At 41.3% G+C, this 24605-nt stretch carries 24 protein-coding genes; 18 read left to right on the top strand and 6 right to left on the bottom strand.

Translation table 11 applies throughout. The features are described 5' to 3' along the window. The first annotated feature begins 75 nt into the window (after window positions 1-75). The 3 genes from MAE_RS00940 (at window position 76) to MAE_RS00930 (ending at window position 962) form a co-directional block, all read left to right on the top strand. A complete protein-coding gene (locus MAE_RS00940) occupies window positions 76-438 on the top strand; it encodes a hypothetical protein (RefSeq protein ID WP_002797597.1) in 363 nt (120 codons plus the stop codon). A gap of 122 nt (window positions 439-560) precedes the next feature. Continuing rightward, the gene (locus tag MAE_RS00935) at window positions 561-776 is read left to right on the top strand and encodes a hypothetical protein (protein ID WP_002797596.1); all 216 of its coding nucleotides are present in this window, start codon (window positions 561-563) and stop codon (window positions 774-776) included. Then, complete coding sequence (locus MAE_RS00930; RefSeq protein WP_002797595.1) at window positions 777-962, top strand: type II toxin-antitoxin system RelE family toxin; 186 nt, start codon at window positions 777-779, stop codon at window positions 960-962. A 59-nt stretch (window positions 963-1021) separates the two neighbouring features. On the opposite strand, the gene MAE_RS00925 is transcribed toward MAE_RS00930, so the two are convergent. Next, window positions 1022-1336, bottom strand: a complete 315-nt coding sequence (locus tag MAE_RS00925; RefSeq protein ID WP_012263923.1) for a DUF433 domain-containing protein — start codon at window positions 1334-1336, stop codon at window positions 1022-1024. Between the two features lie 233 nt (window positions 1337-1569). Between MAE_RS00925 and larE the strand changes: the two genes are divergently transcribed. The 5 genes from larE (at window position 1570) to MAE_RS00900 (ending at window position 7436) form a co-directional block, all read left to right on the top strand. Next, entirely contained in the window at window positions 1570-2379 is an 810-nt protein-coding gene (larE, locus tag MAE_RS00920; RefSeq protein WP_002760365.1) for an ATP-dependent sacrificial sulfur transferase LarE, read from the top strand. 298 nt (window positions 2380-2677) lie between these two features. After that, window positions 2678-3688: a permease gene (locus tag MAE_RS00915; RefSeq protein WP_002760364.1), complete on the top strand. Its 1011-nt coding sequence runs from the start codon at window positions 2678-2680 to the stop codon at window positions 3686-3688. Between the two features lie 24 nt (window positions 3689-3712). Next, on the top strand, window positions 3713-4504 hold the full coding sequence (locus MAE_RS00910) for a TIGR03943 family putative permease subunit (protein WP_012263922.1): 792 nt from the start codon (window positions 3713-3715) through the stop codon (window positions 4502-4504). 46 nt (window positions 4505-4550) lie between these two features. Continuing rightward, window positions 4551-6029 (top strand): Ig-like domain-containing protein, encoded by a 1479-nt coding sequence (locus MAE_RS00905; protein ID WP_002797584.1) that lies wholly within the window; start codon window positions 4551-4553, stop codon window positions 6027-6029. Between the two features lie 30 nt (window positions 6030-6059). Next, a complete protein-coding gene (locus MAE_RS00900) occupies window positions 6060-7436 on the top strand; it encodes an aldehyde dehydrogenase (protein ID WP_012263921.1) in 1377 nt (458 codons plus the stop codon). An 11-nt stretch (window positions 7437-7447) separates the two neighbouring features. Here the strand turns inward: MAE_RS00900 and MAE_RS00895 are convergent, their stop codons facing one another. Together MAE_RS00895 and MAE_RS00890 are read right to left on the bottom strand one after the other, a co-directional pair. Continuing rightward, window positions 7448-8857, bottom strand: a complete 1410-nt coding sequence (locus MAE_RS00895; protein ID WP_002797582.1) for an isochorismate synthase — start codon at window positions 8855-8857, stop codon at window positions 7448-7450. A 235-nt stretch (window positions 8858-9092) separates the two neighbouring features. Further along, entirely contained in the window at window positions 9093-9497 is a 405-nt protein-coding gene (locus tag MAE_RS00890) for an NIL domain-containing protein (protein WP_002739790.1), read from the bottom strand. A 41-nt stretch (window positions 9498-9538) separates the two neighbouring features. Between MAE_RS00890 and MAE_RS00885 the strand changes: the two genes are divergently transcribed. The 3 genes from MAE_RS00885 to MAE_RS00875 all read left to right on the top strand — a co-directional run bounded on the left by MAE_RS00885 (window position 9539) and on the right by MAE_RS00875 (window position 12443). Beyond that, the gene (locus tag MAE_RS00885) at window positions 9539-10090 is read left to right on the top strand and encodes a thioredoxin family protein (RefSeq protein ID WP_002797581.1); all 552 of its coding nucleotides are present in this window, start codon (window positions 9539-9541) and stop codon (window positions 10088-10090) included. 114 nt (window positions 10091-10204) lie between these two features. Beyond that, window positions 10205-10558, top strand: coding sequence for a hypothetical protein (locus tag MAE_RS00880; RefSeq protein WP_002797579.1), 354 nt, complete (start codon window positions 10205-10207; stop codon window positions 10556-10558). Continuing rightward, on the top strand, window positions 10527-12443 hold the full coding sequence (locus MAE_RS00875) for a hypothetical protein (protein WP_041803608.1): 1917 nt from the start codon (window positions 10527-10529) through the stop codon (window positions 12441-12443). Before MAE_RS00880 ends, MAE_RS00875 begins: the two co-directional genes overlap by 32 nt. Window positions 12444-12702: 259 nt before the next feature. Here the strand turns inward: MAE_RS00875 and ftsH are convergent, their stop codons facing one another. Next, window positions 12703-14667, bottom strand: coding sequence for an ATP-dependent zinc metalloprotease FtsH (ftsH, locus tag MAE_RS00870; RefSeq protein WP_012263916.1), 1965 nt, complete (start codon window positions 14665-14667; stop codon window positions 12703-12705). A gap of 132 nt (window positions 14668-14799) precedes the next feature. Here ftsH and ccsB point away from each other — a divergent pair, with 132 nt between their 5' ends. From ccsB to MAE_RS00840, 6 genes are all read left to right on the top strand, one after another. After that, window positions 14800-15786, top strand: coding sequence for a c-type cytochrome biogenesis protein CcsB (gene ccsB / locus MAE_RS00865; protein ID WP_002797576.1), 987 nt, complete (start codon window positions 14800-14802; stop codon window positions 15784-15786). Between the two features lie 269 nt (window positions 15787-16055). Then, a complete protein-coding gene (locus MAE_RS00860) occupies window positions 16056-16949 on the top strand; it encodes an aspartoacylase (RefSeq protein ID WP_002760345.1) in 894 nt (297 codons plus the stop codon). Window positions 16950-17155: 206 nt separating this feature from the next. Next, window positions 17156-18478 carry a serine/threonine protein kinase gene (locus MAE_RS00855; protein WP_012263915.1) on the top strand — a complete coding sequence of 441 codons (1323 nt, stop codon included), beginning with the start codon at window positions 17156-17158 and terminating at the stop codon, window positions 18476-18478. A 286-nt stretch (window positions 18479-18764) separates the two neighbouring features. Continuing rightward, a complete protein-coding gene (locus MAE_RS00850) occupies window positions 18765-20009 on the top strand; it encodes an ATP-binding protein (protein WP_012263914.1) in 1245 nt (414 codons plus the stop codon). Between the two features lie 46 nt (window positions 20010-20055). Continuing rightward, window positions 20056-20631: a Uma2 family endonuclease gene (locus MAE_RS00845; RefSeq protein WP_012263913.1), complete on the top strand. Its 576-nt coding sequence runs from the start codon at window positions 20056-20058 to the stop codon at window positions 20629-20631. Window positions 20632-20711: 80 nt separating this feature from the next. Further along, a complete protein-coding gene (locus MAE_RS00840; protein ID WP_012263912.1) occupies window positions 20712-21296 on the top strand; it encodes a Uma2 family endonuclease in 585 nt (194 codons plus the stop codon). A 13-nt stretch (window positions 21297-21309) separates the two neighbouring features. Here the strand turns inward: MAE_RS00840 and MAE_RS00835 are convergent, their stop codons facing one another. Next, window positions 21310-22797, bottom strand: a complete 1488-nt coding sequence (locus MAE_RS00835; protein WP_012263911.1) for a DUF3084 domain-containing protein — start codon at window positions 22795-22797, stop codon at window positions 21310-21312. Between the two features lie 7 nt (window positions 22798-22804). Further along, window positions 22805-23482: a global nitrogen regulator NtcA gene (ntcA, locus tag MAE_RS00830; protein ID WP_002793163.1), complete on the bottom strand. Its 678-nt coding sequence runs from the start codon at window positions 23480-23482 to the stop codon at window positions 22805-22807. Window positions 23483-23696: 214 nt separating this feature from the next. On the opposite strand from ntcA, the gene fabI reads away from it, so the two are divergent. After that, on the top strand, window positions 23697-24473 hold the full coding sequence (gene fabI / locus MAE_RS00825; RefSeq protein WP_002797558.1) for an enoyl-ACP reductase FabI: 777 nt from the start codon (window positions 23697-23699) through the stop codon (window positions 24471-24473). Window positions 24474-24605: the final 132 nt, after the last annotated feature.

The raw sequence follows: 24605 nt of genomic DNA, 5'->3' as shown, positions 1-24605 counted from the left end.
CCAGTTTATCCCTATGGGTAACAAGAATTTGAGCTATAATCATAATATCTCTATAACCCCACATAAAAAAGGCTTATGGCCATTTCAATTACTTTAACCCTACCTGATGAGATTTTTAATCTAGCTCAATCCTTAGCCCATTCAATTAACCGTGATCTTAATGATATCTTAGTAGAAGCGATCGCTTTTTCTATTAGTCCCAATTATCAAGGCGAAAAAATCTCATCCCTAAATTCATTATCAGATGAAGAAATTATCAAATTAACTCAATTACAAATGGCATCGGAACAGGATCAAAAATTAAGCGAGTTGCTCAATCAACAACAAGAGAGGGATTTATCAACCTTTGAAAATAGGGAACTTTGGTCATTGATGCAAATTTATCAAATAAACTTGTTAAAAAAGGCACAAGGATTAAATCGGTTAAAAGAGGATTAATTTCACCCTTAGAAGCATGAATCCTAGCCCTATTCCCGACTATATTCCTTGTCCTTTACGTTTCCTCGGCAATTTGTTACAATGTTTCTTGAGTATGTTTCTAATTTTTAATTAGAGAAAATATGCAGATAAAAGACATGACTCCCCAAGAGTTACAAAGTTTAATCCGTAATACAGTAGATGATACTCTAGATGAGTACTTCGGTGATCCGGATAAGGGAAAACAAGTTAAAGAATCTTTTCAACAAAAGTTATTAGAAATCAAACAAAAAAGATTACAAGGAAGAGCGACTATTACCGCAGCTGAGGTGGATAAAAGATATGGGATAGAACCTTAAATGAGCTATTCTGTTACTTTTGAACCGGAGTCGATAACTGATTTAGATTTGATCAGCGATTTTATCAGACTGAGGATTCTTAATAAATTAAGAGTAGGAGATTATCGGGTTATTTATGAATTTGATCGAGAGAGTAGGATAATTATTATTGTTAGAGTAGGTCATAGAAGTGAAGTTTATGACTAAATACTTACTAAAATAATTGGGATCAGCAATAAGCTAAGATACATTTTAAACGCCTATTCTTACCTTATTCCCTGTGCTTTAAGTCGGGTAACAAAGGGAGAATATCCGGCTTTTTCTCGCATTTTTTGGGCAAATTCTAAATCAGCTTGGATAGCTTGATATAATTCCTCTCTATGTTCCCAATAGTAAGCTAATGCTGAGTGAATTTGACTCATACTTAAATCACGATTGTTAATGTGAATTTCTGCTGGAGTCCAACCGTAAGCTATTTGTGCCATAACTAGATCAATCACTTTTAGGGTAGAACCCGCAATTATTGGTACTCCCCGATGATCAATTGCAATATGTTTATAGTCTGTGAGATTTGTTGTCATGTAGAGAGGGTTAAGCTAAGACGCATTTAAATTATACTAAGTACCTAGGCAAAATTAATTACACATATCTAACCACCTCTTACCTCTTGCATGAGTGCCTATCTTGACTAGGAAATTTATTTTGCACTACTACTTACCTCATTGCCGCAAATTCTTGGGACAAGTGGCTTAAGCTACTTGTCTATACCCAAATAAAAAACGGTCTCCCTAAACCAGTTGCCAAAATCGCCGCCATGGACAGTCAATTACTTGATAAACTCGGACAATTACAAAACCTCTTAAAAACCAGCGAAAAAGCCCTGATTGCCTATTCTGGGGGCGTGGATAGTACCCTAGTGGCAAAAGTGGCTTATGATCTGCTAGGGAGTCAAGCATTGGCAATTACGGCGGTTTCCCCTTCCCTACTGCCGGAAGAATTAGAAGAAGCGATCGCTCAGGCCGATTATATCGGTATTCGGCACGAATTGGTGGAAACCGAGGAAATGAATAACCCCAATTACACCAGTAATCCCGTTAATCGCTGTTATTTCTGCAAAAGTGAGCTACACGACACCCTTAAACCCATCGCCCTCGCTCGTGGTTATTCCTACGTCATCGATGGCGTTAATGCTGATGATTTAAGGGATTATCGTCCCGGAATTCAAGCCGCTAGGGAGCGCGGCGCTCGTTCACCTTTGGCGGAAATTGGTATCACAAAAAGCGAAGTTCGTCAACTATCTCGTTACTTAAATTTACCTTGGTGGGATAAACCGGCGCAACCCTGTTTAAGTTCCCGTTTTCCCTACGGGGAGGAAATTAGCCTGGAGAAATTGCAAAGAGTCGGACGGGCGGAGATTTATCTGCGAAAATTAGGTTATCGTCAATTACGGGTGCGATCGAGCGGCGATACGGCACGGATTGAATTACCAGCAGCAGCAATTCCCGACTTTATTAATCGGACAAATTTAAGCGAATTAGTCGCTGATCTGCAAAAATTAGGCTTTATCTATGTCACCCTCGATCTAGAAGGTTATCAAAGCGGCAAGCTTAATCGAGTCCTCTAAGTGTGAGGTGATGGGAGAGTGGGAATTATGAATTATGAATTATGAAGTGGGGAAGTGGGGAAGTGGGGAAGTGGGGGAATTTCAACTAAAACCCTAACACCCTAACACCCTAACACCCCAAAACCCCAAAACCTAAAACCTGTCCCCTGATAACTGGCTCCTGTCCCCTGACAACACAGAAGTCACTCGATCGGATATATTAAAAAAATGTTAAAAAGCCGGGGAGCGGACTGATGAACCTTTTTCTGGGGTTCCTAAGTCTTTACCCCTAAACCTCTAATTGCCAAGGCGAGGATAGATGAGTCAACTACAAAATGCCTTTACCCTATTCCTGAGCCTGTTGGTGGAAGCGATGCCTTTCTTGCTGCTAGGGGTGATTCTCTCTAGTATTCTTTTAATATTTGTCGATGAACGTCGCCTAGTTGCCTTGATGCCTCGAAATGCTGTTTTAGGAGCATTTGTGGGGGGATGTATTGGTTTTTTGTTTCCCGTCTGTGAGTGTGGCAATGTGCCGGTGGCGCGACGTTTACTTGTGCAAGGAATGCCGAATGCAGTAGCGGTTAGTTTTCTCTTAGCAGCGCCGACAATTAACCCGATTGTTATCTGGTCCACTTGGGTAGCTTTTCGCGATCAACCGGAAATTGTTTTCTATCGAGTTATCTTTTCTTTGTTCATCGCTACGGTTATCGGTATTATCTTTAGTATCCAAAAAGATCCCCGACCGCTCCTACAAACCTCTTTGGCAAAAAGTCTCAATTGGCAACCGCAAACACCGGAAAAAGAATCTATCCCACTACTACTACAATCCGGTTCTTTTCTGATCGGTAATTCTGGGCAAACTTTGCGCTTAGATGAAAGTTTTGCCGCTACTGCTGTCCTACCAGCAGTGCAAGCTATCCCGATGAAAAGGCGCTGGTTAACTTTTGTGGAAAACGTGGTGATGGAATTACGGGAATTAGGAGGAGTGTTAATCTTAGGAAGTGCTATAGCGGCCGGTTTACAGGTGTTTGTTCCCCGGGAATTTGTTCTTAATTTGGGTCAGGATCCGATTACTTCGATCTTGGCCATGATGCTGTTAGCGGTAATTGTTTCGATTTGTTCCACGGTTGATTCTTTTTTTGCCCTCTCCTTTGCCTCTAGTTTTACCAGTAGTTCCCTGCTGGCTTTTTTAGTGTTCGGTCCAATGATTGACCTGAAAGGGATTGGTTTAATGTTGTCTATTTTTAAACCGAGAATGTTAATTTATCTCTTTGCTTTAGCAGCGCAAATGACTTTTTTACTCACCTTGGCTCACAGTTATTTATTTTAGGTCAGTACCCGGATAGTTTTTCCCATGAATTCATCACGTCTAAAAATAATCGCCCCCCAATTTATCGATATTATTGCCCTAATCGGTTGGGGTTCGTTACTATTTAAATACTGGATAACTGGACAGTTAAATTTACTGATCCATCCTAATTATTTTATCCTGGTTATCATCACCAGTATTGCTTTATTTGTTCTGGGAATAGTCAAGCTTTGGACATTATTAAAACAGTGGCAAAAAAAGATTAATTTAGATAGTAACGATAATCGATCGCATATTACCATTCTTCCCCAACATTTTGGCTCAGGTTTATTAGTAATCACTGCCCTTTTAGGCCTATTTATTGCCCCGCAGCCCCTCAGCAGTCAAATCGCATTACAGAGGGGAATTAGTGAATCTTTACCCCTAACTCGCTTGCAAACTCAATCCTTTGGCACTACCGTTAAACCAGAGGAAAAAAGTTTAATTGAATGGGTAAGAACTTTGAATGCTTACCCCGAACCTGATGCTTACACGGGACAACCGGTAAAAGTCACAGGTTTTGTGGTGCAATTGCCCCAATTACCCGATAATTATTTATTAATTAGTCGCTTTATCCTTACCTGTTGTGCCGTGGATGCTTATCCCGTGGGTTTGCCGGTGAAACTATCAGGAAGTCGCGGTCAATATCCCAATGATACTTGGTTAGAAATCACCGGAGAAATGGCCACGGAATCTTTACCCGTAGAGGTGGGAAAATCAACCACCAGAAGACAATTAGTAATTAAGGCTAAATCCGTGAAATCTATACCCACTCCTGTGGATCCCTACGGATATTAACAGTTATCAGTTATCAGTTATCAGTTGTTTCTAACCATCTACTATAATGATCAAGACCTTACAACTACAACCGATTGATAAATTAGCGATAACATTAATTGTATCGCTAACCTTAGTAATTGGCGGCTTAATTTGGTTAGGTAATAGCTGTGGTAATCAATGTCTTTTGCAAACCGGTCCAAGGGTCAAGGAATTTAGCTGGGAAAATCGAGAAATTGGCTCAGAAGATCAAGCATTTATTATCACTTTTGATCGCCCCATGGATCATGCTAGTGTAGAAAAAAATCTAGTTATCGATCCTCCGCTGCCGGGTAAGTTGAGTTGGGCCGGAAGACGATTAGCTTATACCCTCACTTCTCCCATTCCCTACGGAGAAAAATATCATCTGCAAATTGAAGGTGCGCGGGAACAATTTCGCAGCGGTAATCGATTAGGACAAACCCTGGCAATTTTTGAAAGAGAATTTAAAAGTCGCGATCGTGCTTTTGCCTATATTGGCACTAATGGGGAAGAACAGGGAAGATTAATTTTTTATAACTTGACGGAGGAGAAGAAAACCCTCTTAACCCCCGCAAATTTGACCGTTATGGCTTTTGAATTCTATCCTGATGGTAAAAAAATCCTCTTTTCGGCCGTGGCGAAAAATCGGGGAATAGAGGGAATTCGTGAACTGCAGCTTTACCAAGTTGATAGCAGTCAATCGCCTCTAAAAATTGAGTTAGTGCTAGACAATAAAGATTATCAAAATAATCACTTTGATTTAGCTAAAGATGGGGAAACTATTGTCGTGCAGAGAATTGAGCGCCGCAATCCGATTAACTTCGATTTATGGGCAGTTAAATCGGGGGAAAAACCCCAACAATTAAACATCCAAGGCGGAGAATTTTTGATCGCACCTGATAGTAAAACTTTGGCTGTAACCCAGGGGGAAGGAATTGCGCTTTTGCCCTTAAAATTCGAGACAAAACCCCTGGATTTTTTACCAAAATTTGGGCGAATTTTGAATTTTTCTGCCGATGGTACGGCCGCAGCAATGGTAAATTTTAATACTGATAATGCCAAAATGCGTTATATTCGATCGCTTTTTTATGTCAATAATCAAGGATTACAAAAACGCTTACTCAATCTACAAGGTTCGATTATAGATTGTCAATTTAATGCCACCGGTAGTGATTTGTATTGTTTGTTAACCGAGTTAGTTACTAACAGTCAAGAGTACAAAGAAAAACCCTATTTTGCTAAAATAGATGTGAAGACCGGTCAAGTGACTCCCCTACTGGAATTAGCTGATTATCGTGATATTCACATTAGTTTATCTCCCGATGGTTTAGCAATTATTTTTGATCAACTTCGCACCAGTTATGATACTAATCCTACTAATCTCTTGACTACCGATTCGGGAGAAACAATTATCGGTGGTCGTTTGTGGATGTTAATTCCTCCCCTACAAGATGGAGTAAAAGCCAGTAAATCTGATTTAATTGAATTACCTCTAGCGGGAATTCGTCCCCAGTGGATGCCGTAGAATTTCATCATTAAGTTAGGAATTATTTCGATGCTGTCAAACTCAGAAAAATTAGCCAAATTGCGTCAGTACTTTGCCAGTGGTGCAACTCGTTCCTATCAATTCCGTCGTCAGCAGTTAGAGAAGTTAAAACAGGCAATCATTAAATATGAAGCAGAGATATATCGAGCTTTATATAGCGATTTAAAGAAAAGTCCCGAGGATTGTTGGGTTACTGAAAATGGCTTCCTTTTGGTGGAAATTAATACCGCTTTAAAAAATTTGCGCTCATGGATGCAACCCAAAACTGTTAAAACTAATCTCTTAAATTTCCCATCCTCCAGTCAGATTATTCGGGAACCTTTAGGAGTGGTTTTAATTATTGGTGCTTGGAATTATCCCCTCCAATTGTTATTAGTGCCTTTAGTCGGTGCCATTGCTGCCGGTAACTGTGCGGTATTAAAACCGAGTGAATTTGCCTCAGCGACGGAAAAATTAGTAGTTAAAATAATTGAAGAAATATTCCCCGAAGAATATGTGTTAATTGTCCCGGGAGATGGTGCGGAAGTAATTCCGAATATGTTAGACAGTTTTACCTTTGATCATATATTTTTTACTGGCAGTACAAGGGTAGGAAAAATTATTTATCAACTAGCGGCAGCAAAGTTAATTCCCGTTACTCTAGAATTAGGGGGAAAAAGTCCCTGTGTTATCGAAGCTGATGCTAATATTTCCGTGGCAACCCGTCGCATTGCCGTGACAAAATTCTCTAATTGTGGTCAAATGTGTATCGCAGCTGATTATGTTTTAGTACATCAATCCCAGCAGGAGAATGTGATCAGAGAATTAGTAAACACTATTGTTAATTTTTTCGGTAAAGATGCCAGATTAAGTGCTGATTATGGTAAGATAATTAATGAGAAACAATTTGATCGCCTGATTGACTTTCTCCAAGATGGTGAGATTGTTTTTGGAGGCAAAACCGATCGAGAAAATTTATATATTCAACCAACTTTATTAACTAATGTTTCCCTCGATGCTCCTATTATGCAAGGGGAAATATTCGGTCCAATTTTACCGATCATTGCCTTTAGCACTTTTGAGGAAGCTTTAGCAATTATTGCTAAAAATCCTAACCCTCTAGCTTTTTATCTGTTTACTACCAAGGCAAAAACCGAAAAGAAATGGTTAGAATCAGTCCAGTTTGGGGGAGGTTGTATTAACAACAATAGTTTTCATTTTACTAATCCTAGTTTACCCTTTGGTGGTCGAGGAAATAGCGGTATTGGTAGCTATCATGGTCGTTTTTCCTTTGAGAATTTTAGTCACCAAAAAGCGATTATGAAAACACCTCTTTGGTTCAATCCTGTTTTAAAATATCCGCCTTTTAAGGGTAAATTAAACTTATTTAAGTTATTAGTTCGCTAAAAAGCTACAGTTTAAGTTAAAGCTTTTAAGAGAGCTTGAAATTTAAGCTGAATTTCTGCTAGTTCTTTTTCCGGATCGGAACCGGCAACAATACCCGCACCGGCGTATAATCGCGCTCGATCGCCTTTAATTAAGGCCGAACGAATACCAACAATAAACTCACTATTATTTTGACAATCGATCCAACCCAAAGGAGCGGCATAAAGAGAGCGATCGAAGGTTTCATAATGACGAATTTGTGCTAAAGCGATCTCCGTGGGAACCCCAGCAACAGCAGGAGTGGGGTGTAGTTGGGCAACAATTTCGAGGGGATGGATGGAGGGTTTGAGTTTGGCATGGATAGGAGTCCAGAGATGTTGAATATTGGAGAGTTTTAACAATCTAGAGGGAGAATTTTGCGGATTTAAGCCAATTTGTCGCAGTTTTTGGTTAATAAAGTCACTAACGGCCCGATGTTCCCGTTGTTCTTTTTCACTAGCGAGGAGTTTATTGGCCAAGAGAGCATCTTCGATCGCATTTTCTCCCCGGGGAGCGGATCCCGCTAAAGCATCGGTGATTAATTGCCCCTGATGGACAGTTAACAAGCGTTCGGGACTAGCGCCGATAAAATGATCTCCCCGTCCATTGCCGAGGGAAAAAGTGTAGCAATCGGGATGACGCTGACGCAAATTATCGAGACAGTTTACCAGATGAAAAGGACGGGGAGAAATCACGTCAAGAGCGTGAGCGAGGACAATTTTGCTAAATTTTTCGGCGTGGATAGATTGGAGTGCATCGGCAACAGCCGCTTGAAAATTATAGGTAGGATGAATATAATAACTACAGGGATCCTGGTGGGGATTTTGTCGGCAATTGCTCGAGTTATTTTGGATAATTTTGAGGTTGTTGATAGTTTCTTCGAGGGAGTTTTCTATTTCTTTTTCGCCGGTGATTAGGAGATTGGTAAGGAAAAAATATTCCGACTGTTTTTTGATAATTTGAAACTTAGGCAGGGTTAGGGTAGCTGAGGGAAAGGGGGTAGCTCTTTCCGAGTCGAAAAAAGTGAAACTACAAAAGATGCGGGGAGTAATCTCGCTATAGTTATCAATTTTAATAATTCTTTGTTGACAGTTTTTAATAAATTTTTGAGCTTTTAAAAAACGTTGTTTGCCGTGGAAAGTGGCAGCAAAGGCGATGCCGTAGCCGAGAAAAGCGGTTTCTCGTTCGGGATTTTCCCAATAACAATGGGTGGCATAGCTAGAGGCAATCCGAGAGAGAATTTCTAGGGGATCAACGGGGGAAATTTTTTGACAAAAACTAACGATCGACGGATTTCCCTTTTCTGCGGCTAACAGTTGCGGGTTGAGGATAAAGTTATAGAGGCCGCGAAGATCAGCAATCGGACTATCAGGATAGGAAAGGCGAGGAACGGCAGAAGTCATGTCAAGTTTTTTGTATTTTTTGCAAAAAAACCATGATTAATGGTATGTAATCCCCACAGATGTGGCCAGAGTCAGCAATCTCTTTTTAACTATGGTATCGGAGAAAGGGTCTTTAGGCAGAAAGGGAAGGGGATATTTGTGACGATTAACCGCGTTGGAGACAAATGAAGGCTTAAAATCTCCAGAGATGGCTATTATTTAAATGGGCAAAAAAATTAATTTAATAACTGCTACTTTACAAGTTTGTGGAAATTGCCACCACGGGACAAGTGGGGATACATTGTTCACAAACCACACAACGGGAACGCAAAAACTTGAGACGAAAACTTTCGGGATCAAGGGTTAAAGCTTCCGTGGGACAAACTCCCGTACATAACCCACAATCGACGCATTTTTCTTCATCAATGACGATTTCGCGACTAACTTGGGAAACGCCAATATTTTGTAATTGTAACCATTCGATCGCCGCTTCTAACTCATCGATATCTCCCGATAATTCTAATACTAATGTTCCCACTTGATTGGGGGCAACTTGGGCGCGGATAATATTAGCGGCGACATTAAAATCCTTCGCCAGTCGATAGGTAACGGGCATATGGACGGCTTTTTTGGGAAAAGTGAGAGTAACGCGTTTTTTCATGAGGATAGGATAGGATAGGAATAATTTTTGAGAGACTATCCATGACAGCCACCACACCCACCAATAAAATCAGAAATCTGCTGCTGGCAGTAACGGCAGTTATTCTTAGTGTAGCGATTTTCTTCGGGTTTCAAACCACCGCTAGTTCTGTATCTTTGGAAGCGCAAGCGGAAAAAGCGACACCTTTCGATCTTGCCCTCAGCAATGGTAAACCCACCCTGACAGAATTTTATGCTAATTGGTGTACCAGTTGTCAGGCGATGGCCGCTGAAATTGCCGAAATTAAAAAACAATACGGTAATGCCATTAATTTTGTCATGCTCAACGTTGATAATAATAAATGGTTGCCGGAAATTCTCCGTTATCGTGTGGATGGTATTCCCCATTTTGTCTTTTTAAATAATCAAGGACAACCGATTGCCCAAGCGATCGGAGAACAGCCAAAATCAATTTTAACCGCTAATTTAGAAGCACTTTTAACCAATTCTACCCTACCCTATGCCACCACTACGGGACAGGCTTCTGATTTTAATATCCTTGCGGGCGCTAGTCAAACCGATCCTCGCAGTCACGGCAGTCAAGTTAATCAGTAATCAGTAATCAGTTATCAGTTATCAGTTATCAGTGGAAAGCTCATGGCTGAAAGCTATCATTCAAGAGTCAACAGCTTATCAATAAGTACATTTCATTGACTGAATTTTTTAACTATGGCGATTATTGTCCAACATTTGACCACAGGTAACGAATATATATTCCTAGGAGTTAGTGGGGGTGAAAGTAAGAATATTTTACCCGCCAAAATGTTAGGAGATTTCTTCGCAACCGAGACTCCAGATAAATCTCGATCGCTGACGGTTTGTGATGATCAAGGCCGCATACTTTGGTTTCCCGTCACAGAAATGATTGTGGTGGAGGTAGATGGTCAAAAACCCGAAGAATTATTACCAGAAATTATCGCTCCTGAACCAGTTCCTTTACAATTAGATAAAGAAAATAAACCTGAGTCCCCAGAAAATCAAGGAAACATCGATGAATTTGCCGAAGATGACGATTGGATCTAGAATTAAATATCTAATTTTAGCGGTAATAATTGCCCTATTTACTATTGGCTTGAATTCCCTCTATTCTGTTTCTCAAAACTCGATCTATTCCTTCCCCGTTGCCGAAGTTAAACCCCAATATCTTAACGATTGGAAACCGGAATTAGAGGCAGAATTTCAACAAAGGGCCAAGCAAGTTATTAACCATTTTGCTAAGGCAGAAAGTTATGGCAATTTGTGGGGAGAAAACGAGAAAAAATCCTATCCTATGGCCATGTTTGATTTCTTGGCAGGAAACCGGCAAAAAGCCCTAGATTTCCTGCAGCAGGATGACCCACAAAAACGGGAACAGGCCCACACCGATTATATAGATTATTATTTTTCTTTTACCCTGAAAGGACAAATTAGAAAGTATTTTCTTCTCGGAAAATATCTCGATCCTGTTTATCGTCAGAGAATGTATAATGCGGCGAAAATTTGGACAGAAACCGACCCTTTACAACGGCCCCATCCTGTCCACGGTACGGGCCAAGGAACGGGTAATGATTGGAGTATAACAAGACGGGGTTTATGGGTAGATAGTCGCAATACTGATAACCTGCGAGCGATGCGCGAAACATCGGTTTATCTGATGGCCGAAGAAACCGGAAATGAAGCAACTCGTCAAATTTATAAAAGTAAAATTAAGCGTTACGTTTCAGCTTTATATAACATCGGTATGGGAGAATGGGATTCAGAAGTTTATCACGGTCACACCTTTGCTCCCTATCTCAATCTCTACGATTTTGCTCAAGATACGGAAGTTAAACAATGGGCAAAAATGGCCTTAGATTGGTTATCCATGGCCGCTAGTGTTAAATATTATCGCGGTGGTTGGGGGGGCCCTGTAAAACGTGATTATGGTGATGGCCATGGCGTAATGCGATCGCACGCAGGCCGCACTTTTTGGCTATACTTTGGTGATACTCCTGTCCCCAATAATCGCCCGGAATTGGACTCTCTTTATCTAATTACCAGTGGTTATCGTCCTCCTTTAGCAGTGATGGAATTAGCCCGAAAAAACTTTAATAAACCGGTAGAAATTCTCGCCAGTAAACCCCTGTATGAAAACTGGAAACCGGGCAATAATCAAAGTCCAGGTTATTGGGAAACTCAATTTATCGGGGCTAGTTATCAAATGGGTAGTCTGGCGGGAACTTTCCCCGATGGCGATGTGGCCCCATTTAAATTAATGGCCTTTAATCAACACAAAGGGGTGGATTTTTTTGTGGCTAACACTGGCAAAAATGGCGTAAAACCGGGCAAAAATCCCGGGGATGAAATCGGACAATATCGTAATCTTTTAATCTGGTTACGACCAGCAGACCAAGCTTTTTTCTGGCAATTACCGAAAACTGCCAAGGTAGAAAAAGATGATAATATCTGGTTTATTCAATTAGAAAAAACTTGGTTAGCCCTGAGATTAATAAATCTTTCTTCTCCTGAAATGATCGAGATTCCTAATTCCCCTTATCCCGATGATAATACCTACCAAGCTTTACCCACAGGTAACAATTATGCGGGTTTTGCTCTGGAAGTGGGGGAAGCGGCAACCCAGGGTAGTTATGAGAATTTCAAGAGCATATTTAAGCAAAAAAGTCAAGTAAATTTAACTCAAATTAACCAAGGCAGCCTCTTATTTAAAGGCAGTCAAGGGCAGAGTTTACAATTGACCTATAATCAAATCAATCTACTGCCGATTTTAATTCGTAACGGTCAAAAGCACGATTGGTCAAAAAATTTCGCCCTTTATAACAGTTTAAGTCGAGATAACTCTCCCGTTTCTTTGCCATGGAAAAAGGGCAAATTAACCGTCAAAGCAGGGAAATATCAATTTTCTAATGCTTTGATCCTGTCTTCTCCTTAAGTTAAGCTAAACGGCGCTTAACCTGCATGATCCAACAGCTATAACCCTTTTGGAGTCTATATCGGTGATCCGAAGTAAAAGCCGTTTAGCTTAGCTTTTCTCGACTATTTATTCAGCAAACCCTAGTTATGAGGAGAGGCAAAAGGCAAAAGGCAAAAGGCAGCTTTGTTCTCCCCACTTCCCCACTTCCCCACACCCCACACCCCACACCCTGTCCCCACGAAAAACTTTTTCAGCAGACCCTATTTATGGGGATTGATCAGACCATTTGCGCTTGATTTAAGAATTCTTGCAATTCTTCTCCTTCGATTACTTCGGTGGTCAAAAGATTAGCGGTAATGGACTCTAATAAATTGCGATTGTGACTGAGAATTGCTAGGGCTTTTTGGTAACTAGCGTCGATAATTTGTTTAACTTCTTCATCGATCGCTTTGGCCGTATTTTCCCCGATCGAACGGCGGGGACTACCCTGATTATTACCTAAAAAATTAGCCTGTCCTGTTTTATCGTAGGCTAGGGGTCCCAGGGATTTACTCATACCATACATTGTCACCATTCTTTCAGCAATATCCGTCGCCCTTTGTAAATCATCGGAAGCGCCATTAGTGACACTGCCAAAGATTAATTCTTCGGCTGCCCGACCGCCCAATAACATAGTAATTTGTTCCTTAAATTCGGTTTCTGTCATCAAAAAACGGTCTTCCGTGGGAATTTTCAGGGTATAACCCAAAGCGGATAAACCCCGGGGAACGATGGAAATTTTCTCCACCCGACCACCTCCCGGCATGACAGCACCGACTAAAGCATGGCCAACTTCGTGATAAGCGACGATTTTCTTTTCTTTTTCCGATAAAACGCGACTTTTCTTTTCTAAGCCAGCGATAACTCTTTCTATCGCCTCTTTAAAGTCAATTTGACTGACTTTTTCCCGATTATTGCGGGCAGCCAAGAGAGCAGCCTCATTGACGAGGTTGGCTAAATCGGCACCAGCAAAACCGGGGGTTTGGGTGGCGATCGCTTTGAGGTTAACATCTTCACCCATCTGGACTCGTTGGGCGTATATTTCCAAAATTGCCAATCTTCCCGCTAAATCGGGACGATCCACCAAAACTTGGCGATCAAAGCGCCCCGGACGCAATAAAGCGGCATCAAGAGTCTCTGGGCGATTGGTGGCGGCTAAAACGATGACGACGGCTTCTTTGGGGCTAAAACCGTCCATTTCTGTCAAAAGTTGGTTTAAAGTCTGCTCGCGCTCATCATTGCTGCCGCTAGTTCCCGATCCCGAACTTCTCGATTTACCGATCGCGTCCAATTCATCAATAAAAATGATGCTAGGGGCATTTTTCTTCGCTTGGGCAAATAGATCCCGCACCCGGGCCGCCCCGGTGCCGACAAATAACTCCACGAATTCCGAGGCCGAAATGCTAAAAAAAGTCACTCCCGCTTCTCCCGCGACCGCTTTCGCTAAGAGGGTTTTTCCTGTCCCCGGCGGTCCAACCAAGAGAACACCCTTAGGAATACGCGCCCCGATTTTATTAAAGCGCTCGGCATCCTTGAGAAATTCGACGATTTCCTTTAACTCGGTTTTTGCTTCCTCGGCCCCGGCCACATCACTGAAGGTAATCGGATATTTTTCGCCGTCTCCGTAAACTTTAGCGAGATTTTTGTTAAAAAGCAGCGATTTACGCGTGTCATCGTTGCGATAGAACAGAAACTGCATGGCGGCGACTAAAATTAAGGGAGGAACCACCCAAGCGAGGAGAGTGCTGATCCAACTGTTTTCGGCCACAGGAATCGCCTCGAAGATTACGCCTTTTTGCTGTAATAGTTGGGGTAATTGGGGGTTATAAACTGGAATCGTGGACAAGACTCGTCCGGAGACTAGATTACTGCTTGGTTTGCTGGCCAGAGAACTAGAATCACTGTGAAAGGGATTACTTGATTCTGGGGGATTAACGGGGGGATTACCCGGAATAGGCAGGGATTCTAAAGGATTTTTTAATTGATAAAAGATGACTTGATTGCCAATTCTGACCTTACTGATGTCGCCCCGTTCCACTTTATTGATAAATTCGCTGTAGGGTTCGAGGGGAATATTGGATAATTCTGAGGGACGAGGGATAAGAAAATAGCCTAAAGCGGCAACACCAGAACAAATGATCAGGATTTTGCCTAACAGAGGCAAACGCGACCAGGAAAATTGATTATCTTCTTGATTAGTCATAATTTTTAGGGTGGGTCAGAGTGAAAATGCAAAGTTTATACTAACAATTCCCTGTCTCGATCGCCTTACCGATGGGATAGGATAGAGGATGGAATACTTGGTAGCGAGCGAGCGACAAACGAGAGAAATCCCATGAATTTAGTTAGCTTAGAGAACTTTCTCGATAACACTTCTTTTTTAGTCCTGTTTTTAACCATGCTGGTTTATTGGGCTGGGGCAGCCTTTCCTAGCATACCTTTGTTGCCGGGCCTGGGCAGCACGGGAGTGGCCATCGCTAACCTCTGTATCGCCGCTTTATTGGGGGCGCGCTGGTTAGAAGCGGGTTATTTCCCCATCAGCAATCTTTACGAATCTTTATTCTTTCTCGCTTGGGGTGTAACTGCGGTTCATTTAATTGCTGAGTACACTAGCCGCAGTCGCCTGGTGGGGGTGGTGACGACTCCTGTAGCCATGGGGATTACTGCTTTTGCCACTTTGTCCTTACCCGGGGAAATGCAAACTTCGGCGCCCTTGGTTCCAGCTTTAAAATCGAATTGGTTGATGATGCACGTTAGCGTCATGATGTTAAGTTATGCTGCTTTGATGGTGGGTTCCCTGATGGCGATCGCTTTTCTGATCGTCACTAGAGGTCAAAATATCGAGTTAAAAGGCAGTTCCGTGGGTACGGGAGCCTATCGTCTGCAAAATAAGTTATCTACCACTCTTTCTGCCCCAATTTTCATGGAAACGGCTAACGGTGGCACAACCGCCCTTTTAACTCCCACCTTAACAGCGATGGCGACTCTTTCGCCCCAACGTCTTAGCTTGGCGGAAACCCTCGATAATATCAGTTATCGGGTCATCGGTCTCGGTTTTCCCCTTCTCACTATCGGTATCATCGCCGGGGCAGTTTGGGCCAATGAAGCTTGGGGTTCCTATTGGAGTTGGGATCCGAAAGAAACTTGGGCGCTAATCACTTGGTTAGTGTTTGCCGCTTATCTCCATGCCCGCATTACCCGGGGATGGCAGGGAAGAAAACCGGCTATTCTAGCTGCCAGTGGTTTTGTTGTGGTTTGGGTATGTTATTTAGGGGTGAATCTTTTAGGTAAAGGTCTTCATTCCTACGGCTGGTTTTTCTAAATCAGTTATAGGGGTGGGTTGTGGGGTGTGGGGTGTGGGAAGAATAAATAAAAATAATCTTCTGACGACCGACGACCGACTCCTAACCCCACCAACAAACTTTTTGCCGCAAACCATAAATAATTATAAGTAGGGAGGCACAATTATTTGTAGGATGGGTTAGCGGTAGCGTAACATAATCTGGCGTTGGGTTTCATGCTTCAACCCAACCTACGTTCATCTTATATTTAATTCCACCCACCCACTTAACTTCTCAAAAATTATAAAAAATGATCGAGCAGAAAACTACTATTAAAAATCTGGCTTTAATTGCCGGTGTGCATGGCAATGAACTAACTCCCGCTTATTTGGTTAAATACCTGCAAAAGTCACCTAATCTTATTGCTCGCAGCAGTTTTCAATCCCACAGTCTCATCGCTAATCCCTTAGCCCTAAAGCAACGGTTTAGATATATCGATACGGATTTAAATCGTTGTTTTAACCAGAAAGATTTAGTTAATCCCGATTGTCAGCAATACGAACAAAAACGAGCCAAAAAAATAGTCAAAGAAATCCGAGAAAAATCCATTGATTTATTAATCGATATTCACAGCACCACATCTAACATGATGCTGGCAATTATTTATTCTAATCCCCATCCTTGGCTATTAAAACTCTTTACCTATCTGACTAAAATTAATCCTGATGTGCGCTTAATTTATCATCCCGTCAGCGAGGAAGAAAATCATTTTCTGAAAGGAATTTGTCCCCTAGCTTTTACCCTCGAAATCGGTCCGGTTAACCATGGTGTCATCTGTCCCTATCTTTTTCGTCAAACCGAAACACTCATCTATCAAATCCTAGACTACATCGAACAGGAAAATTATCTGGCTGCCCATCTCGATACTTTCAGCGAATCCCTCACAGTTTACCAACGTTTAGGCTCGATCGATTATCCTAGGGATGAACAGGGTGAAATTAAAGCCATGTTACATCCTCAGATTCTCCAACGAGATTATCAGGCAATTCAACCCAATCAACCGATTTTTCTAGGATTTGATGGTCAGGAAATTATCTATCGTGGGGAATCTGAATTATATCCTATCTTTGTCGGAGAATCTTCCTATAAAGAAAAAGGAATCGCCCTTTGTTGGACAGCCAAAAAACAAATTGATATTAATTAGGGTTTGCGGCAAAAAGTTTGTTGGTGGGGTTAGGAGTCAGTAGCCGGTCGTCAGTAGCCGGTCGTCAGGAGATAGGAGATAGGAGATAGGAGATAGGAGATTATTTTTATTTATTCTTCCCACTTCCCACACCCCACACCCCACACCCCACACCCTGTCCCCAGGAAAAACTTTTTCAGCAGACCCTAAATAAGGGAAAAGCCACTATGACCTTTACTTCTGATTCTCTTTTAGCTGAACGTTACCAACTGCAACAACGCCTAGGCAATACCGCTATCGGTCGTCAAACTTGGTTAGCTATCGATGTATTATCCCAGGAATCGGTAATTATTAAACTCCTCGCTTTTAGTCCCCAGATGGAGTGGGAAGAATTAAAATTATTTGAACGAGAGGCCGCCGTTTTAGCTTCTCTCTATCATCCCCGTATTCCCCGCTATCGCGATTATTTTTCCCTCGATAAAAATCAAGGTGACGGGATTCCTTGGTTTGTGCTTGTACAAGATTATATACCCGGAGAATCTCTAAGCGATCGCTTAGAAAGGGGGCAACGTTTCACCGCTACGGTAATTCGGACTATTGCCCAAGAAGTTCTCGAAATTCTCATCTATTTGCATGAATTATCGCCCCCAGTATTACATCGAGATATTAAACCTAGTAATTTAATTATTAACTCGGAAAATAACGTTTATTTAGTAGATTTTGGGGCAGTCCAGTCCCGCGGTGCAGTGACGGGAGTTACTTTTACCGTGGTGGGGACGAGTGGTTATGCACCCCTAGAACAATTTTGGGGCCGGGCGGTTCCCAGTTCTGATTTATATGCCTTGGGTATGACTTTAATTCATTTATTGACGGGAATTGTCCCGATAGAATTGCCCCACCGCGACTCTAAAATTCAATTTCGCCAACGGGTGACAATTGATGATGATTTAATCGATTGGTTAGAAACTATGACCGATATAGCGGTAGAAAAGCGGTTTAAAAGTGCCAGAGAAGCTCTGAAATTTCTCCAACATCCCTACTATCGCCAAGCCTCAAGTTTAATCGATCCTAAGAAATTACCAAAACCTCCCCACAGTTCCATCCGTATCGCTAAACACCGGGATAATTTAGAGATTAATTTACCCCCTAAAATTAAGCTACCTTCCGATGCACCTACCCTCTGGTCTTTGGCGATTGTCCTTACTGTCAGTATCTTTATCTCCCCGATTCTTACCTTTATTTTAGCTCTAATTGGTTTTATTTGTTTGCGTGAGATGCAATTAATTCTTACCCCTCAAGAAGTTTTAATTAAATATAAAATCTTCAATTTTATTTACGACAAATTTGCTTTCAAAACTCAAGATTTATGGGGTATTTTTCTCCATAGCAATGGCACAGAAGGTAACTATCAGATTCGTCTGCGGACGGCTAAAAATTATTATCTTATCGGTCAGAATCTCCGCGAGGATGAATGTCTCTGGTTAGGACAGGAAATCCAAGATTGGTTAAATTTTATCAAATATAGCGTTTCTCCTCAAGATGATGTGTAACCTGACAGGGTATCATCGACCGTCTCCCCAAAACGAAAACTTTGCACCTCACCATGAAGATAACTGCTATAAGTTATCAATTTTATCGAGAATCAATTCAAGAAATCCTAAGAATTAGTCGGTAGGCATTTCTCCCTTTTTAACCTTAATGTTGCAGAGATCGCCCTATCTTGATAGAATCATAACTAATTGGCATTCCCTCGGCTACAAGGCGGCAATTATTACATCTGATTAGGAATTGCAAAAAGGCGGCCATGAAATGTTAGTTATTAGTGGAGAATTAAAAATGAACTCTGAAATTTACAAAAAAGTCAGCTTGTTAGTTTTGTATCAAGGGGTTTTTGATAATGCTATTGGTCAGGCATTTATTACCCTATTATCTACGGATAATGTTGCCGATTTTCTCAAAGCTTATGGTAAATTGTTTCAAGCTTTAGCATCTAAAAATATCAGTTGGAATGATTTTCTAATCGAACAAATTTTATTAGATGATAATCCCTTTAGTCAACAGGTACAGAAAAAAAGTGTTTCGGAGTTACCCGAATCTTTAATTGATGGCGTTAAACAGGATTTATCTATCCTCCAATCTCTTTATAACTCTAGCATTTATAGCTTAAGTAATTCGACAGTTTTTGAACAAATTAAATTTCTAATTTTCCCCGCTTGGGAAGTGGACAATAAATTAGAAAGTTTCCTACATTCTAGTTTAGATTGGACGGAATTAGTCGAAGATCTAGCCGATTATTATCGTGAGTGTGGTACAGGAATTTTTGCCCGTTATCAAGCTTTAAGGTGGCAAGAAGGCAGATTACAAGGAATTACTCATCCCGATCCCGTGCAGATTCAAGACATAGTCGGTTATGAAATGCCCAAGGAAACCTTGATTAAAAACACTGAGTTTTTATTAGCAGGTTATCCAGCTTTAAATGTCTTACTCTATGGCAGCCGTGGTTCGGGAAAATCCTCTCTGGTTAAGGGATTATTGCAAAAATATCATAGTCAGGGATTGCGCTTAATTGAAGTGGCAAAATCGCAGTTAAAAGACCTACCATTAATTATTGAAATCTTGCGAGATTTGCCCCAAAAATTTATTATCTTTGTCGATGATTTATCCTTTGAAGAAGACGATGAAGCTTTTAAAGCTTTAAAGGTTATTTTAGAGGGAAGCGTCACCGCTAGACCGAAAAATGTCGTAGTTTATGCCACTTCTAATCGCCGACATTTAGTCAGAGAATTTTTTGCGGATCGACCACAACCAAAAGATAGTGATGAAGTGCATAATTGGGACACAGTACAAGAAAAATTATCCTTTAGTGATCGCTTTGGTTTAACCCTCACTTTTGAACCAGCTAATCAAGAAAAATATTTGGAAATAGTGCGTCATTTGGCAGCTTTATCTAAATTAAAAATTAGCTTAGAAGACTTAGAATTTCGTGCCAAACAATGGGCAACCCAACATAATGGGCGATCGGGAAGAACTGCTAGACAATTTATTGATTTTCTCCAAGGGGAATTAGAATTAAATGGGTAAAATTAATTGTGTTATGATTAAATAAAAGAATCTCTAATCTGGAAAAATGTTGACTTCATCTCCCCCCAAAACTATCAGCTTAGAAGAATATCGTAATTTAGAAACCATAGCCGAGGTTAAACACGAATATCACGACGGGGAAATTATCGAGATGACAGGGGGAAGCATCAATCATAATAGTATTCTAATTAATCTTATTGTCCTGCTAAAATTAGCTTTAAGAGGAACTAATTATCGTCTTCAATCTAGCGATCTACGTCTATGGATACCCCAGTATAATCGCGGTTTATACCCAGATTTAATGATTATTGCCGGGGAACCATTATTTAGTGATAATCGCAACGATGAAATTTTAAATCCCTGCCTAATTATCGAAGTTTTATCTCCTTCCACCTCTGGTTATGATCGGGGTGATAAATTTCGTTATTATCGTTCTATACCCCAATTAAACCAATATCTTCTCGTCAGTCAAGGGGAGATACTAATAGAATCCTATAGCAAAACCTCAGAGAATAATTGGTTACTGCAAGAATACACCCCAGCCAGGGGAATTATATCCCTAGATTCTTTAGGAATTAGCTTAAATCTTGCCGATATTTACGAAGGAATTGATTTTAATTGAGGAATAATTTATGAATGATAACCTTTTTTTCTGTGATCTAGGTTATAATCAGGAGGATTAAAAATTCTGTGACAGAGAAAATGCTAACTCGATCTCCTACCAAAACCCGCAGCTTAGAAGAATATCGTAATTTAGAAACCATAGCCGAGGTTAAACACGAATATCACGACGGAGAAATTATCGAGATGACAGGGGGAAGCATCAATCATAATCGACTGGTACGCAATTTAATTCGCTTGTTAGACAATGCTTTAAGGAAAACTATTTATGAAGTCTTTCCCAGTGATTTGCGACTATGGATACCCCAATATAATCGCGGTTTATACCCAGATTTAATGATTATTGCCGGGGAACCATTATTTAGTGATAATCGCAACGATGAAATTTTAAATCCCTGCCTAATTATCGAAGTTTTATCTCCTTCCACCTCTGGTTATGATCGGGGTGATAAATTTCGTTATTATCGTTCTATACCCCAATTAAACCAATATCTTCTCGTCAGTCAAGGGGAGATACTAATAGAATCCTATAGCAAAACATCAGACAATAATTGGTTACTGCAAGAATACACCCCAGCCAGGGGAATTATATCCCTAGATTCTTTAGGAATTAGCTTAAATCTTGCCGATATTTACGAAGGAATTGATTTTAATCTCAACTCCTAACTTTAGCTATCTTTTAAGAGGACGTACTAAAAACAATTTTACCATCTTTTACCGCCACTAAACGCAAAGTTAAGGGGCCAGCCGTATTAGTTTTACTAGCGGCAATTGCCTCAAGTGTCTCGATAGAATTACCCGACTTTTTGACTTGACCAATAAAGTTAACTACCGTAGTTAATAAACCATCTTCCACCTGAATTGACCCTAAAACTCCCGCACTTCTAGCGCGAAATTGAGCCGAAGCTAAGAGTAAATCTAAGCGCTTTTGTAGGTCTTCTTCTGTCATATTTTGGGGATCAATGGAAACGGCAGCGATTACCTGTTTCTCCTCAAAAACTCTTTGATTGGGAACCACATCAGCAAAGACACGAATCTCGCTTTCTCCTAAGACATAATTACCTGCTGAAAGGATTCTCACCACATATTCTTTACCGTCCTGTAATTGTTGACTTAACTGTTCTACCTGTGCTTTTGTGATCTTAACTAAACGCTGGTCAAAATTAGGCTGATTCGGTTGGGTGGCACGGATAGCATTCATATTCGCTTCTCGCAATAACTTATCAATAACAGCGACAATAGCTTGAGTATCAACAATACGAAAAGCTCCAAAAGATAACACCTGTCCCCGGAAAATAGCGATCTGTTTTTCCCGCAATTCTTGATAGGTTTGATAGTATTGTTCTAAAACTTCCACTTCCCGCTTAAGAAAAGCCATTTGGGTTTCTAAATCTTTTAATTTTCCCTCACGCTGTTCCAAAGCTAAATTTTTATCGACGATCGATCGATCAAGTTCTCCAATGCGTTGATCCCGGCGATCAATTTCTAGCTGTAGGGTTTTTTGTTGGGTTTCCAACTGTTGAAGTCGCGCTTGTCTGGTTGTTAATAATTTTTGTTGATTAGCCAACTCTTTATCTCTAACTTGAACGGTGGTTTGTAGTTGATTGATCTGACTAGAAAGAATTGATTTTTGTTGGGACAATTGATCCCGTTGACTGATTAACTGTGCCTTTTGATTAGTTAAAATGACTCGTTCATTGTTTAAATTAGCAACTTCCTTACGAAACTTTTCCAACTGTCCCGAAACTAATCGCAAACGTTGACGAGAAGCTTGATAATTTTTGTTAAGAACCTCTAGACGTTTCTGCACAGCTATCTGTTCACTTTTAGCCGTTTTTAAAGCCTTTTCCACCTGATTTTTTTGTTCGGTGGTTTTTCTCACCTGACTTTCCAAATCCTTAATAGCGGCACGACGTTCATTTAAAAGACGATCCAGTTCAAAAACCCCTTGACGCAGGGATTTACTAGAAGCAAACAAGACAATTAAAGTGGAACCGGCGATCAAAATTCCCGTTACAATCGTCATCAAAGTTGCGGTTTGTTTCGGACGCAGATTAAATAAACGCATCCTTTTCTTACCGATACGGCTCCCTATGCGATCGCCAACCGCCGCTATCAGACCACCTAAAACCACGATGGCCAAAACCAAAATATAAGCGCTAGTCATCCAGAATTTAAGTAAATTGTTGACTGAGAGCGACGGGATTATGGACGGTAATTTTCTTCTTGTAAATTGAGACCATTTCTTGATCCCGCAGCTCTCCCAATAAACGGGTGACAGTGACGCGGGTAGAACCGATCGCTTCTGCGATCGCTTGGTGAGACAATTTTAGATCCACCCGGATGCCATCGGTGGTGGGAACCCCAAAATCACGACAGAGAATTAATAAAAAACTGACCAAACGTGAACCCATATCCCGGTGAGCCAAGGTTTCGATCATCATTTCCGTTTGCAGAATGCGCGAGGACAACCCCTGCAACATCAACATTGATAAATCGGGATTATTGCGGAGGGACCTTTCTACCTGATCGATCGGGGCCGAGAGTAATTCTACCGGAGTAAAAGCCACGGCATGATAAAAACGATCCGATCGCTGGCCGGTCAGTAAGGATAGCACACCAAAGACGCTATTTTCCCGCAGTAGAGCCACGGTAATTTCCTCTCCCGCTTCATAGACTCGCGACAACTTAACGGCTCCTTTAAGCAAAAAATAGACTCTTTCGGCGGGGTCTCCCGGGAAAAAGATCGTTTTGCCACGCTCGAACAATTCCACCACCGGGGGGAAATTGCCGCTGCCGATTCGACGGAACACATCTGCTAGGGGTTTGTCTTGTATTAGGGATAAGTCCATCTCACATCCAAAAAAGGGGAAAATTGTTTTTATTATGCAACGAGTGTCACCTCTATTAAACATAACCGCTGCCTAAACTGGGAAAAGTTTTGGGCGCTTTTTGCCAGACAATGGGGGAGGGGTGATCATTGCTGCCCCGTTATCTGTATCCCTATTATACCGAATCTCGCTGGGGTCGGCTATTGGGGAGATTTTTGTAAGAGAAACGAGAACTATGTTAGATTTAACGGGAAAAAACGCCTTAGTGACGGGGATTGCCAATAATCGCTCGATCGCTTGGGGAATTGCCCAACAACTCCATCAAGCTGGTGCGAATATCGGTGTCACCTATCTCCCCGACGAAAAGGGCCGTTTTGAGAAAAAAGTGCGAGAATTGGCCGATGAACTTAATCCCGCTTTTTATGTCCCCTGCGATGTCCAAAATGACCAACAGGTAGAAGATACTTTCGCTACAGTGGCGGAAAAATGGGGCAAACTGGATATTTTGATTCACTGTCTCGCTTTTGCCGATAAAGAGGGTTTAACGGGCGATTTTACCGCCATCCCTCGGGAAGCTTTCACTAAATCCCTAGATATTAGCACTTTTTCCCTAACCCGTCTAGCTCGATCGGCTAAACCCTTGATGACGGCAGGGGGAAGTATTATTACTCTTACCTATCTCGGCGGTGTCAAGGTAATTCCTAACTATAATTTAATGGGGGTGGCAAAAGCTGGTTTAGAAATGAGTGTTCGCTATTTAGCCGCGGAATTAGGTGGCCAAAAGATCCGAGTTAATGGTATTTCTGCCGGTCCAATTCGCACCTTAGCATCTTCGGCCGTCGGGGGAATTCTTGATATGATCCATCATGTGGAAGAAATCGCTCCTTTACATCGCACCGTGACACAAATTGAGGTGGGAAATACGGCCGCTTTTTTAGCCAGTGATCTTGCTAGTGGTATTACCGGACAGATTATTTATGTAGATTCCGGTTACGAAATTATGGGAATGTAGTTTTAAGTAGGTAGGTGTTAAAAACCATCAGCACCCCCCTTATTAAGGGTAGTAGGGTTGATTCATGAATCAACCCTACTATGAATCAACCCTAGGATCAAGGAGGGATCAGCGCCCCCCTTATTAAGGGGG

The sequence above is a fragment of the Microcystis aeruginosa NIES-843 genome, assembly GCF_000010625.1.
Taxonomy (GTDB): Bacteria; Cyanobacteriota; Cyanobacteriia; order Cyanobacteriales; family Microcystaceae; genus Microcystis; species Microcystis aeruginosa.
The sequence above is the reverse complement of the archived record's forward strand: the minus strand, read 5'-3'. Positions and strand labels throughout refer to the sequence as shown.